Source organism: Prevotella sp. P5-92 (genome assembly GCF_002251245.1).
Classification (GTDB): Bacteria; Bacteroidota; Bacteroidia; order Bacteroidales; family Bacteroidaceae; genus Prevotella.
In genome coordinates, this window is the sequence record NZ_NPJG01000112.1 from 1 (window position 1) to 13,192 (window position 13,192).

Sequence of the window (13,192 nt, forward strand, 5' to 3'; positions counted from 1 at the left end):
AACCTCCGTATCCCCCTCAAACCCCTAACCCCCAATGAAGAAGAAACACCAAAACATATTCTTCCTCTTTGGCATCGCCGTCCTCATCCTCATGGTCTCTCAACTCGACTTCAACGAGGTGATCGACGGCCTGACAAGGGCTGGCTACTGGTTTGTGGCGGTCATCGCGCTGTGGATGTTCCTCTACATCTTCAACACAGCCGCATGGTATGTCATCATCCACAACAACAAACAGCACACCGGCGACCCGAAGACAACCGCCGATGTGGGGTTTTGGTGGCTCTATAGGATTACAGTCAGCGGATTCGCACTCAACTATGCCACTCCAGGAGGACTCATGGGCGGCGAGCCATACCGCATCATGTCATTAGCGCCACATATCGGCACCGAGAGGGCGTCGTCGTCGGTCATCCTCTATGCCATGACGCATATCTTCTCACACTTCTGGTTCTGGCTGCTCTCCGTCCTGCTGTATATCGCCACACAGACCGTCAACATCCCCATGGCGATAATGCTCGCCGTCGTCACGGCATTCTGCCTGTTGGCAGTATGGTTCTTCTTGAAAGGATACAAAAAGGGCATCGCCACACGGTGTATGACCATCCTGAGCCACTTCCCCATGGTGAAACGATGGGCGCAGGGATTCTTCGAAAGCCATCGTGAACAACTTGCAACCATCGACAACCAGATAGCGGCACTGCACAAGCAAAGCCCCAAAGCGTTCTGGGGTGCGGTGAGCCTCGAGCTGACATGTCGCATACTGTCGGCATTAGAGATATATTTCATCCTCCTCGTCATAATGCCGGAGGCTAACTATCTCGACTGCATCCTCATTCTCGCGTTCACTTCCCTGCTTGCCAACATGCTCTTCTTCATGCCACTGCAACTCGGAGGGCGGGAGGGCGGATTCCTTCTCTCTGCCAAAGGCCTCACCCTGTCGGCTGGAGCTGGCATCTTCGTCGCGCTGATAGTGAGAATAAGAGAACTCATTTGGACCGCTATAGGCCTGCTATTTATCAAACTTGATAGAAAAAAGGCTTGACAACTCAAAAAAACAGCCATCTACGACACTTTTCTCCATAAAAAGAGAACATATTTAAAAAAATATATGTAATTTTGCGCAATGATGAAGGACTCTGAACTTCAAGACATAAAGAAAAGATACAACATCGTGGGCAACTGCGATGCCTTGAATCATGCTCTCGACGTGGCCTTGCAGGTGGCGCCGACCGACCTCAGTGTGCTCATCATCGGAGAAAGCGGAGTGGGTAAGGAAATCATTCCTCGGGTCATCCACGACCGCTCGCCAAGACGACGCGAGAAATATTTCGCCATCAACTGCGGTTCCATACCCGAAGGCACCATCGACAGCGAACTCTTCGGACATGTCAAAGGCTCGTTCACCGGCGCCATCAACGACAGTCCGGGCTATTTCGGTGCCGCCGACAAAGGCACGCTCTTCCTCGACGAGGTGGGCGAGCTACCTCTATCCACCCAGGCCCGCCTGCTGCGCGTGCTCGAGACCGGCGAGTATATCTCCGTCGGAGCCACGTCGGTGAAGAAGACTAACGTGCGCATCGTGGCAGCTACAAACGTCAATATGACACGCGCCATCAGCGAAGGCAAGTTCCGCGAGGATCTCTACTATCGTCTCAACTCCATCCCTATCATGATGCCGCCGCTGCGCGAACGTGGCAACGACATCGTCCTGCTCTTCCGCCTCTTCGCCATGCAGATGGCTGAGAAGTACAAGATTGAAAGGGTGACTCTCGACGAGGACGCAAAAGACTTGCTGCTGAAATACAAATGGCCGGGCAACGTCAGACAGCTCAAGAACATCACCGAGCAGATCTCCATCCTCAGCCCGTCAAGGCTCGTCACCGCCGACATCATGCGGCAGTTCATCCCACAGGACTACGAGACCACCGAGATCGTCTCAATGGGAAAAAGGAAAGATGGCGAACACAGCTTCGAAAACGAACGCGAACTGCTCTACAAGATCCTCTTCGACCTCAGAGGCAACGTTAGCGAACTAAGACAGGACGTGGAGATGCTGAAACATAAGCTCAACATTGCTTCCGACGTCACCATGGGCAACGCCAAGCCAGCTGCCCTCACTGCCAAGCCCCTGCTGCTCGACAATAAGAAACACGTGGCGGAGGATGCCATCGCCGAGGAATATGTCGAACCGAAAAACAATAATCACAACAACGGCTACTCGTCGGTGATAACCCCGTCCGACAGTATCTACAACGACGGAAAGGCAATTATCGACGACGATGAAGACGACGATTACGACGAACTGCAAAGTCTCAACCTCAAGAATATGAGCAAGAATTACATAGAAAAAGCTCTCGAACGAGCTAACGGCAACCGCAAACGGGCTGCCGACGAGTTGGGCATCTCCGACCGCACACTCTACCGATGGCTGAAACGCTTCGGAATAGCCGTCGTGGCTGCACTCGTCATGCTCACCGCCACCACGGCATGCCAAGTGTCGTACAAGTTCAACGGAGCAAGCATCGACTATAGCAAGACAAAGACCATACAGATAGCTGACTTCCCCATACGGTCGAGCTATGTCTGGGGTCCCATGGCAAGCATCTTCAACAACCAGCTGAAAGACCAGTTTGCCAACCATACCAAACTCATACAGGTAAAACGCAACGGCGACCTGAAGATCGAAGGAGAGATAACACGCTACGAACAGCGAAACAAGTCGGTGTCGAGCGAGGGCTACTCTTCACAGACCGAACTGTCGATGACCGTAAAAGTGCGGTTCACCAACAACGTGAACCATACCGAAGACTTCGAGCAGCAGTTCACCGCCACCTCTACATACGACAACACGCAGTCGCTCAATGCCGTACAAGAGGAACTCGTCACCCAGATGGTGAAGGAAATCACCGAACAGATATTCAATGCCACCGTGGCCAACTGGTAACACGGCAACAGAGAGACAGAGGCGACAGAGAGACAGAAAACAACATTTCATTCACTATACACACTCATTCGTAGATGAACATTACAGAGCTGATACAACACCCCGAGATGATGGACCGCGACACACTCTATGAGTTGCGCTCCACGCTGGCTCTGTATCCATACTTCCAGACAGCAAGACTGCTCATGCTGCAAAACCTGTTCATACTACACGACCCGTCGTTCGATGAAGAACTCCGCCGAGCCGCCATCTACATCACCGACCGCAAGGTGCTCTTCCGCCTCGTCGAAGCAGCACACTACAGGGTGAGAAAAGACAGAGCCGACCAAAAGCCTCAGTCCGACAACAAGGGAAAAGAGACCGCATCCGCCGCCAACCGCACCATCTCGCTCATCGACAACTTCCTCGACACCATACCAGCCGACCCGGCACCCAAGGAGAAACGTCGCCGACAACCCACTCCAGCCGACGCCACCATCGACTATGTGGCCTATCTCATCGAGACAGATACCACCGCCGACGACCGTCCCGAGACAGAGCAGAAGCCCCTCCTCAAAGGACAAAATTTGATAGATAATTTCATAGAAAACGATCGAGGCAAGATCGTCCTCTCCGACACCGTCGAGTTCACACCACAACTTGACACCACTAATGGAGGAAACGACGGAAAACAAGCCGATGAAGGCTATTTTACCGAGACTTTGGCACGAATTTATATAAAACAGGGCAGATATTCGAAAGCTTTGGAAATAATTCAGCGATTAAGTTTGATTTATCCAAAAAAAAATGCTTACTTTGCAGATCAAATACGATTCTTACAGAAACTTATATTAAACAACAACAAAAAAATAGAATAATAACAATAAAAAAAGTAAAATAAAATGTACCCATTATTAGTAATTCTTATCATCATCGCAGCACTGCTCATGATTGGCATCGTGCTGATTCAAGAGTCTAAGGGCGGAGGCCTTTCTTCAAGCTTCGCTTCTTACAACCAGATTGGCGGTGTCCGCAAGACTACCGACTTCATCGAAAAGGCCACATGGGGTCTCGCCATCGCCATGGTTGTCATCAGCGTGGCATGCGCTTACGTAGCTCCACAGGCCGCCGGCGAAGGCTCTATCATGGAAAACGTGGAGAACCCAACCACCAATCCTAACAACCTCCCAGGCTTCGGCGCAAGTCAGACTAAGGAAGCCGCAGCTCCAGCAAAAGAAGCTGCCGCACCAGCAAAAGAGGCTCCAGCTAAGGAGGCTGCTGCACCTGCAAAACCTGCAGAACAGCCTAAAAACTAAAAAAAAGTAAAAAAGTACGCGTTTTATTTGGTCAATTCAAATAAAATGCGTACCTTTGCACCCGCTAACGAAAAATAGCGAACACGGTGCCCGTAGTTCAGTTGGTTAGAGCGTCAGATTGTGGTTCTGAATGTCGTGGGTTCGAGTCCCACCGGGCACCCAACATAAAGGCTTGTAGGTTAAATACTTACAAGCTTTTTTGTTTTGTCAGAATTTGACATAATCAGCACCCCAAAACCTCAAAAATAGGCTAAAATCCATTGATTGTTTACCTATTTTTACCGCTAAAATGAATTGTAACATGTTGACAATCAAAGCAATGGTTAAAAAGGATGGTATGCGTGTTGACCGCAAGTACAATGTTAAGCTTAGTTTTACCTACAAAAGAAGGGTAAAATGGCTATCTACGAGCCTATTTGTGAGTGCTGACGAGCTGACAAAATCACTAACTTTTAAAGAAGGTACAGACATCAAACGGAAGGTTGACAAACTTGTAGAAAGTTACAGGAACAAGTGTGACCAACTACAGGTTGATGCCAACAACTACACGCTGGATGAAATCATGGAAATGCTGATTGCAGACGAAAAACGAAAGAAGCCAGTTGACTTTATTGATTTTTGCCAGTGGTGGATTACCACAACAACTATTAAAGGGAAGAAAAACTATCAGTCCGCCGTAAATGCATTTATTACTTTTTTAGGTACAGACCATCTTGAAGCCTCAAAACTTACGGCTTCACTACTAAATGGTTTCATGGATTATTTAAAAAGACAAAGCAGACTAAGGGCAGATGTACTGACTAAGTCTGGAAAACGAGTCCCAACAAACCGTAGTGTGTCACTCTATTTAGGAAGCCTGCGCCATCTATTTAATGAAGCGAAGAAGAATTACTATGATCCTGACCGTAATATTATTAGGATTACCAACTCGCCATTTGAATATGTGGTAGTCCCGAAACAACAGGCAACACGTAAAAGAGCTATTACCGCAGAACAAATAAGAAGCATCTGGCAGTACCCTTATGAGCGTAAAAAGGACGGCACTCTAAAAAGAGAAAGTATAGTTAATCTGGCAAAAGACTGCTTCATTCTATCGTTCTGTCTAATCGGAATGAACTCAGCAGACTTATTCAATTGTACGGAGTTCAACGATGATACTATAACCTACTATCGCACCAAAACGACAGCCCGCAGACTTGACAAGGCAAAGATGATCGTAACCATACCACCATTTTTAAAGCCACTATTCGAGAAGTACAGGGATAAAACAGGACAACGGGTTTTCAAGTTTTACCTTTTATATAATACAGACAAGAATTTTAATCGGGCTATCAACATAGGGTTGAAAACTATTGGTGACAAGCTGAACCTAATAGACCTTGAATATTATGCAGCCCGTCACTTATGGGCTACCATTGCCCTTAATAAAGTAGGCATAGATAAATACGTAGTACATGAAGCATTAAACCACATAGATGAATCCATGAGAGTCACCGACATATACATTGAACGTGACTTCGTGAACGAAAATAAGGCTAATGCCAAGGTCGTGAAGTACGTTTTTGGCAAATAATTGCTAATATCTCCTGCTTACTCTTGTGTAGGTGGGAGATTTTTTGTACTTTAGCCGCAAATTTTAGTAATAAGATGATAAAGCAGCTACCTAAACATGAAGATGAATGGGCTTATGAATACCAACGGATAATTCCCGAGGTAATGAAAGATGTCTATACTCAGTTTGTCAATGAACAAATAGAGCAATTGAGATCTATGGTGGAAAATAATCTGCCATGGGAGGTTTCAGAACAAGAAAGGCCTTCATTTCTTATCAATGAAGCTCAAAAGCTGATGCCTGATAATCCCGAACGAGCAGCCAACCTATTCATTCAGCTTGGTAGCTGTCCCAGGCTATGGGCATTACAAAAGCACATCTTGAAGGAGAAGTACGGCATTACATGGTACACTCCTGCAGAACTTAACCCAGAGATAATATATGACTAACCATATTTCAAAATGAAATTTACCTCTATTCATAACAAAACCAAAGAATATATGATGAATATGAAACAACAATATATAGAGATGAGTGGCAAATCATTTGATAGATTTGTGAAGAAGAACGATATATACGGACTCATTAAAAATAATCCAGAAATAGCAGTGGCAGGTTTAGTACCCATAATAGATGGCAAAGAGCGATATGATTTGGCATTTACTAATTATTTTATAATAATGTATGAGGTTGAAGATTATTGTGATCCAAATAATGTTCAATCGGTAAAGATAGGAGATGATCTTCGCGAATTGGCACATCTTTATTTGGCATCTCATGATTTTTGTACAATGGACTCTTTCTACGACTATCTTGTCGATGAGTTTAAAGATGGGGGTACTTTCCACACGTTTTCATATACTGCTAAAACTAAGACTGGAAGATTATGGAGAAATACAATCCTCTGTGCAAACAAAAGATATTATCTTTGTGGAAAGATTTGGTGTTGTTATATGTATGGTAGCAATAGTATAATGATAAAAAATACTAAATGATAGAAGATTTACAAAGATTCATTACAGCACAAGAGGGGAAAACCATTCATGGTAACACCTTGTATGAACAAGCCCTGATTGAAATCCAAGAAGGGAAGCCCGATTTTGAATGTTGGGTAAGGTATGTATATCCTCAGTTGAAAAGGTCTGGTACAAGTAAACTCACAGACTTCTATGGCCTCAACGGTCGTGAAGAGGCAAAAGCTTACATTGAGCATCCAATCCTCAGAGAAAGATTAATCAAAGCTTTTCAAGTCCTATTGGATAGTGATAAGCCTGTTTATGAGGTGTTCAGTAACTTAGGTGTGCTAAAGATACGTACTTGCGCCTTACTCTTTGCTTCTATAACGGACGAGCCTGTCTTTAAGCAACTTATTAGGAAATATCATTGGTAATATGGAGTTAACATTTGAGAAATGGGAAGATGGCAGATGGTTTGTCGTTCTTCCAGATTATGACGGAGACCAAGAAGACCTTGAAATGGTTGATGGCGCGGATAAGTTTCTTGATTATCTTACTGAAGATGGACTTTACGTTACAGTAGATGTCAGTCTGGAAGATGATTATCCTGTCCGATTGAAGTTGGTGGCACATGATGAAATTGGAGGTAGATATCAGGTAGAGAATTTGGATGGTTTCAATGAAGATGTGTGGTTATGTAATGTAGTACACTTCTTATTTGGTGAGCATCCAGAGGAAATCTATTTTAATATAAAGTAGAGATTTTTATCTTGTTAATATTGTGAAGAAACAACTCTGGCTCATACCGATTGCCGCCATATTTGCAATAGCTTATTTCTTATATGGCAAAAAGCAAATCACAGGGAATTGCTGTCCTCATGCAACACTATATCTGCAACCTTACGACAACTTCACTCAGAATGAGGCTGAGAAGTTGAAAGTCGATCTTGATAACCATCTGAGGGAAATACTATATGGTGTCTTTGAGGTTCAAGTTATGCCGAACAAACCTCTTTCCGATTCATTCTTGGGAGAGACGAAAAAGAAATATCGGATTGACAAGATCATCGATTCGCTGAAAGAAGATGCTGATAACGAGAATATCTATATCGGCATTACCCATCGTGATATATGCAGGGATTACAAGAATGGTGTCAAAGACTGGGGCGTTCTTGGATCAAGTATAGCAGATTACCATGCTTGTGTGGTTTCGGACCATAGGCTAAAGCATAAGAAACGTGATTTGTGGAAAGTCGTGACCCATGAGTTCATTCACACTTTCTATGGCTATCCCCATTGTCCGAAAGATAGCGCACACTGTCTGATGAAGGATGCTAAAGGTAAGGCCGATTTCTCTAACAAGCATGATCTTTGCGGATATTGCAAGAAGAATCTATGAGGGTGACATTTTCTTGAAAAAAATGATAGAGGCTGTCATTTAAACTGTGTCACTGCTACTAACAATAAAATGTAGTATGAAATCGTTTTATTATATAATTAGAGTAAAGCAATGACACAAGAAGAGTACAATTCAATGCTGGCTTCTGCCAGAGAACAGTTTAAGCAAGGCACCCCTTTATTTTGTAAGGAAGGTGGCATTTCATCGTATATTGAAAGACTTTCTAAACTCCGCCTTGGAAGGTGAGATGGAAAGCCACCTTTCAGTTATGAAGGCTCAGACGAAGAACCGCCGCAATGGCAAGATGTGCAAGACCTTGCAGACGGAATACGGTCAGGTTGAGATAGAGACACCTCGTGACCGTGACGGCAGCTTCAGCCCTGAGATAGTTCAAAAGCGCCAGACGATTTCGGCAAAGGGATTGTCCGACAAGATAATCGGTCTTTATGCCACCGGTCAAAGCATGTCGGACATCCAGTCATTCCTTCTGGAGAACTTTGGCACTGAGATTTCGAAGGAGACGATCAGTAATATCACCGACAAGGTATGACCTGAGATTAAGTCATGGCGAACCCGTAGCCTTGACGAGGTTTACCCAATAGTATGGATGGACGCAATCCACTATAAGGCACGTAACGAGAAGGGTTCCACCGAAGCACGCGCAATATACAATGTCCTTGGCATAGATAAGTATGGACACAAGGACTTGCTTGGCATGTATGTGTCTCACAGGCTTCCCTGATGCCATCCAAAGCGTATTTCCAAAGACAGATGTCCAGTTGTGCATCGTGCACCAGATTCGCAATTCCGTGAAGTACGTCGGCAGCAAGAACCAAAAGGAGTTTCTCTCAGACCTCAAGCTTGTCTGTGGCGCATCCACAAAAGAGACAGGTTCAATATTATGTGATAAATTCAATGTATTTTATGGATTTGTTTGGAAAAATGAAATTAAATTCGTACCTTTGCCGCGCCAAGAAAGAACGCGATGGCAAGAAGCATTATGGCAAGCCCCCATTATCTATTGCAGTCAGCCCTTCTATACCAAAAACTTTCTCGGTCAATTCAATGACTGCCAGTATTGGTGTGGAGATGTCAATGCACCTGTAGTGCTACCCCATGCCATCCATCAGAAAACGATAAAAAAGGTAGCTGGCATAAAAGGAAAGGTTGACTATAACATTTTAAACTGTAAATTAAAAGAGATACAATTATGAGAAAATCATTCGTAACATTAGCCGTAGGATTGATTATCATCTTGATGAGTAGTTGCAGTAGTGGGAAAAAGCCAAGCAGCACTGAAGCAGACTCTGGTACCCTCTGTACCTGTCCACCGGAAAGTTTCATTCATATTGACCTTCAACCGCTTGGAGACTTCTCCCAGAAGGAAGCAAATCAATTGAAGGAGGAGTTGGAAAAGCATCTGGTTCCCATCTATCTGTCCGAGATAGAAGTGCTACCCAAGAAAGATATTCCTGCTTCTTGTCTTTATAAGCCGAGAAACAGATATTGGGCAGGAAAGATACTTGGTTTCTTGAAGCAACAGAACCAGGGATCCGATTTTGTAACCATTGGTCTAACGCATCGCGACATATCTACCTCTATTCATAGACAATACAACTATGGAATCATGGGATTGAGTTTCCTGCCTGGTGAAGCTTGTGTAGTTTCTACTTATCGCTTGAAACGAAAGGATGACTTATGGAAAGTAACAATCCATGAATTCCTGCATTCTCGCGGTTTGCCGCATTGCAAGAAGAATGCCCCGAAGTGCCTGATGCAGGATGCCCATGGCAAGAATACCTTCTACATGAAAAACGGATTGTGCCAAGATTGCCAAAACTCAATGAAAAGCATCATTGGCAACCAATGAGAGTCCAAACCGACCAAGATTTTTGCTTATATTTTTGTCGCAGGTGTTCCATCATAACCATACTGCCCCTGAATACAAAGTTAACTATCATAACTATACATCCAACTATCTAAGAACTGACAAGGTCTATTCTTAGGGTATGCCCCATTTACGAATTGATAGCACAAGAAGCAACTTACGCTTTAAAATATTTTATTGAGAACTCCTAAGCTTGTTGCTTGCTATAGACAGACGTCCAGTTGTGCATCGTGCACCAGATTCGCAATTCCGTGAAGTACGTCGGCAGCAAGAACCAAAAGGAGTTTCTCTCAGACCTCAAGCTTGTCTATGGCGCATCCACTTCGGAGACAGGTTCAATATTATGTAATAAATTCAATGTTTTTTATGGATTTGTTTGGAAAAATGAAATTAAATTCGTACCTTTGCTGCGCCAAGAAAGAACGCGATGGTTTACTCCACCAGCGGTTTCTGGTACGGCAGCATGACACAGTTCAGTTGACATACCCCCCGAATTGTTAATTTGTCACCCTCTCACTCAATATCAATTATAGGATCATTCGCCAAACGTATCAATAGGATCAAATTCTTCAATCCGCTTGAACTCGCGCCATACTTTTACATATTTCTTATCATTATAGTCGTACATAGAACAATATTCCTCCTCATAATCTCTGTACTTCTTAGCGCAGAAACATGGGACATGGAGTACAATATCATTCATATTATCCAAATTCCCAAAAACATCAAATTTTATTTTCTCAGGTTCCTCAGCATACAAATAGATGTCTTTGAGATTGGGACATTGGTTGATGATATTGTCATAGTACATATCCCAATGGCAAACTCTGCTTCCGTATAAAGATTGGCTTTTGAACACTAATGTTTCAAGATTGGGACAATCCGTAACGGCATGTTCTTTTAAACTACAACATGATTTTGGGAATATAAGCGTGCGGAGGTGACGGTTTCCCACAAAAGCATATTGATTGACTTCTCTCACTCCTTCTGGAATCAAATACTCACTCCTATCACAACCATTTGGGTATCTTACCAATGATATTTCTTCCCACCACTGATTATAGAAGAATACCGAGCCATCGAACGAAAAAATGTCCGAGAATTCATCGTCACATATAGGCTGTCCTGATTTGTTTAATGGCCACTCATTGAAGCCACAGACATATCGCTTGATAGAACCAGCAAATGCATTCTCAAGAATATAGTTCAGACCTTCTTTTCCTTCTATGTAGAAATCACCCAAAAGAGGGCAGTTGTGAAATGCCCAATGCCATAAAAACAGATTCTCAGGAAATTCAATATCGCGAAGGTTAACACAATTGGAGAAGGCGTGATTCCCTATGCCTATTATCCCGTTTGGCAAAACGACTTTCTCTAAACGAATACTGTCAACGAATGAATCGTCCTTGATGGAAATTTTGTCTACATATATGTCATCTGCCATTTCGCTATATATTTCGCAATCAGTTTCAATGACATTCTCCATATCGAGTACTCGAAGTTTACCTTTCTCCTGGCTCATTGCAGTCAAGACGTCAAAATCATCTCCCCCAAGAAAGCCTGAAACTTTCAATTCTTCTATCTTATATTTTTCATGCTTCTTAATCTGAACATGTAACGGATTCTCTTTTGTACAAACTATTGTCTTCTTCATATTGATCTAATTATAATGATTAAAAATGGGATACCATCAGGGCATCCCATAAAATAATAATGTGATCAGACGTTACTCTGGGTAGTTGCCTTCAATGTAAGCCTTAATCAACGAAGCGTGTGAGAGGGGACTCTTTGGATTGTAAACATCAGGATTAGTATTGTAGTCGAGTAATACCACGGGCTTATTTTTAGAAATGACGCGGATGGCTGTAACAAGTTTCTGGAGCTTGTTTTCCAACACCCATTTATAACAAGGAAGATAAATCAGCTTGCGGGCAGTAAGATAACCAAGAAGTTCCTCACCACGAACGCCCTTACGATGTCCGCGCATGGGACCATATTTTCTTGTGGTGCGTTTCATGTTCTTCATGTCACGCTTCGAGAACAAAGAAGTATCAATATCCACATCTTCGAAAACTTTTAGGCCTTGCCAGATACCCTCCACAGAGACTGCTACCAAGCCCTCGGTAAAGGGAACAGGAATACCACCATTGGGATAGAAAGGACTGAACTTGACGAACTCATCTTGTGCATGGCTCGTCACGTCGATGATCATAGCGTCTGGGTACTCCTTTTTAAGGGTTTCCAACTTCTTTTTCTTGGACTCAATGATAATCATGGGCTTCTTTTTCGAATCAGAAGCAAAATTACCACTTTTCTCCGAATAAACATTAATTTTCATCATAAATCACCAATTTTAATTCATTTTTACCCAATATCAGGCATTATATATTGCCAAAAATAGAAAAAAAGTAATCAATTGCGTAAAAAATACGCATAAAATTTGCAGGAATAAAATATTCTTTGTACTTTTGCAGCGTGAATATTACGCAATAATTAAAAATTTGAGTATGATAGTAGGAATTAAGGTGAGTGGTTTTGATGAAGTTGAGAAGATGTCTCTGATGGAAGAAAAGAGAGGTCTTGTCGAGGTTAGTAATCTTATTTTTAATAAGGTGGTGAATGGAGAGAGGGATAATGTGTTGATGAGGTTGATGGGAAAGTTTAAGAGTTTGAGGTTTGAGGATTTGGAAGAAATTTATGATGATGGATGTTTGGTGTTATGGGATAGGATGATGGATAAGGATTTTAAATTGAAAGAAAAGAATATGGTTGGTTATTTAGTTAGGGTGTGTAAGAATATAGGGATGCATTATTTGAGAAAGGTGAATGAAGATATTGTAAGTTTAGATAGGATATTGGAAGGAGGTTGTGAGAAGGTTTGTGATAATGGGATTGAAGATATTTTTGAGGTGATGGAAGAAAAGGGGGATGAAGTTTATGAGAAGTTGGATAAAGTCTGGGATAGGTTAAAGGAAGTGGATAAGATGATATTGGAGAGTTATTATGTGGATGGTTGTAAAATGGAGGAAATTGCGAAGAGAATAGGATATAGGAATGGAAATAGTGTGAAGAGTAAGAAGAATAAAGTTTTGAAGAAAATGATGGAAATGATGAATGAGGGGGCAGATTCTGTAAGTTTGCCTCTCGCAGTATAGCAT

General features: G+C 43.1%; 14 protein-coding genes, 1 tRNA gene and 3 pseudogenes. 16 read left to right on the forward strand and 2 right to left on the reverse strand.

What is annotated here, in order from left to right:
- Window positions 1–34 precede the first annotated feature (34 nt).
- The 15 genes and pseudogenes from CIK99_RS10890 to CIK99_RS16100 form a co-directional block, all read left to right on the forward strand.
- On the forward strand, window positions 35–1,042 hold the full coding sequence (locus tag CIK99_RS10890; RefSeq protein ID WP_094381535.1) for a lysylphosphatidylglycerol synthase transmembrane domain-containing protein: 1,008 nt from the start codon (window positions 35–37) through the stop codon (window positions 1,040–1,042).
- Between the two features lie 84 nt (window positions 1,043–1,126).
- Window positions 1,127–2,446, forward strand: a pseudogene (locus CIK99_RS10895) (sigma 54-interacting transcriptional regulator); the annotation flags it as partial.
- Window positions 2,447–2,467: 21 nt separating this feature from the next.
- Window positions 2,468–2,944: an LptE family protein gene (gene lptE, locus CIK99_RS15805; protein WP_256387402.1), complete on the forward strand. Its 477-nt coding sequence runs from the start codon at window positions 2,468–2,470 to the stop codon at window positions 2,942–2,944.
- Window positions 2,945–3,018: 74 nt separating this feature from the next.
- On the forward strand, window positions 3,019–3,801 hold the full coding sequence (locus CIK99_RS10900; RefSeq protein WP_094381537.1) for a hypothetical protein: 783 nt from the start codon (window positions 3,019–3,021) through the stop codon (window positions 3,799–3,801).
- Window positions 3,802–3,825: 24 nt separating this feature from the next.
- Entirely contained in the window at window positions 3,826–4,239 is a 414-nt protein-coding gene (gene secG, locus CIK99_RS10905) for a preprotein translocase subunit SecG (protein WP_094381538.1), read from the forward strand.
- Between the two features lie 86 nt (window positions 4,240–4,325).
- A tRNA-His gene (locus tag CIK99_RS10910) sits at window positions 4,326–4,399 on the forward strand.
- A gap of 141 nt (window positions 4,400–4,540) precedes the next feature.
- Window positions 4,541–5,812: a phage integrase SAM-like domain-containing protein gene (locus CIK99_RS10915; protein WP_094381539.1), complete on the forward strand. Its 1,272-nt coding sequence runs from the start codon at window positions 4,541–4,543 to the stop codon at window positions 5,810–5,812.
- Between the two features lie 74 nt (window positions 5,813–5,886).
- Window positions 5,887–6,240: a hypothetical protein gene (locus CIK99_RS10920; RefSeq protein WP_094381540.1), complete on the forward strand. Its 354-nt coding sequence runs from the start codon at window positions 5,887–5,889 to the stop codon at window positions 6,238–6,240.
- Window positions 6,241–6,291: 51 nt separating this feature from the next.
- Window positions 6,292–6,786 carry a hypothetical protein gene (locus CIK99_RS10925; RefSeq protein ID WP_144007976.1) on the forward strand — a complete coding sequence of 165 codons (495 nt, stop codon included), beginning with the start codon at window positions 6,292–6,294 and terminating at the stop codon, window positions 6,784–6,786.
- Complete coding sequence (locus CIK99_RS10930) at window positions 6,783–7,181, forward strand: DUF1810 family protein (RefSeq protein ID WP_094381542.1); 399 nt, start codon at window positions 6,783–6,785, stop codon at window positions 7,179–7,181. The genes CIK99_RS10925 and CIK99_RS10930 overlap by 4 nt, the downstream gene beginning before the upstream one ends.
- Before the next feature lies 1 nt (window position 7,182).
- Complete coding sequence (locus CIK99_RS10935; RefSeq protein WP_094381543.1) at window positions 7,183–7,506, forward strand: DUF6717 family protein; 324 nt, start codon at window positions 7,183–7,185, stop codon at window positions 7,504–7,506.
- Between the two features lie 22 nt (window positions 7,507–7,528).
- The gene (locus tag CIK99_RS10940; RefSeq protein ID WP_094381544.1) at window positions 7,529–8,146 is read left to right on the forward strand and encodes a hypothetical protein; all 618 of its coding nucleotides are present in this window, start codon (window positions 7,529–7,531) and stop codon (window positions 8,144–8,146) included.
- 111 nt (window positions 8,147–8,257) lie between these two features.
- Window positions 8,258–9,036: pseudogene (locus CIK99_RS10945) on the forward strand (transposase); the annotation flags it as partial.
- A gap of 320 nt (window positions 9,037–9,356) precedes the next feature.
- The gene (locus tag CIK99_RS10950; RefSeq protein WP_094381545.1) at window positions 9,357–10,016 is read left to right on the forward strand and encodes a hypothetical protein; all 660 of its coding nucleotides are present in this window, start codon (window positions 9,357–9,359) and stop codon (window positions 10,014–10,016) included.
- A gap of 227 nt (window positions 10,017–10,243) precedes the next feature.
- Window positions 10,244–10,363, forward strand: a pseudogene (locus tag CIK99_RS16100) (transposase); the annotation flags it as partial.
- 206 nt (window positions 10,364–10,569) lie between these two features.
- Here CIK99_RS16100 and CIK99_RS10960 read toward each other — a convergent pair.
- Both CIK99_RS10960 and CIK99_RS10965 read right to left on the reverse strand, forming a co-directional pair.
- On the reverse strand, window positions 10,570–11,688 hold the full coding sequence (locus CIK99_RS10960) for a leucine-rich repeat domain-containing protein (protein WP_094381547.1): 1,119 nt from the start codon (window positions 11,686–11,688) through the stop codon (window positions 10,570–10,572).
- Window positions 11,689–11,760: 72 nt separating this feature from the next.
- The gene (locus tag CIK99_RS10965) at window positions 11,761–12,375 is read right to left on the reverse strand and encodes a hypothetical protein (protein ID WP_371591028.1); all 615 of its coding nucleotides are present in this window, start codon (window positions 12,373–12,375) and stop codon (window positions 11,761–11,763) included.
- A gap of 166 nt (window positions 12,376–12,541) precedes the next feature.
- Here CIK99_RS10965 and CIK99_RS10970 point away from each other — a divergent pair, with 166 nt between their 5' ends.
- Window positions 12,542–13,189 (forward strand): sigma-70 family RNA polymerase sigma factor, encoded by a 648-nt coding sequence (locus tag CIK99_RS10970; RefSeq protein ID WP_144007977.1) that lies wholly within the window; start codon window positions 12,542–12,544, stop codon window positions 13,187–13,189.
- The last annotated feature ends 3 nt before the right edge of the window (window positions 13,190–13,192 follow it).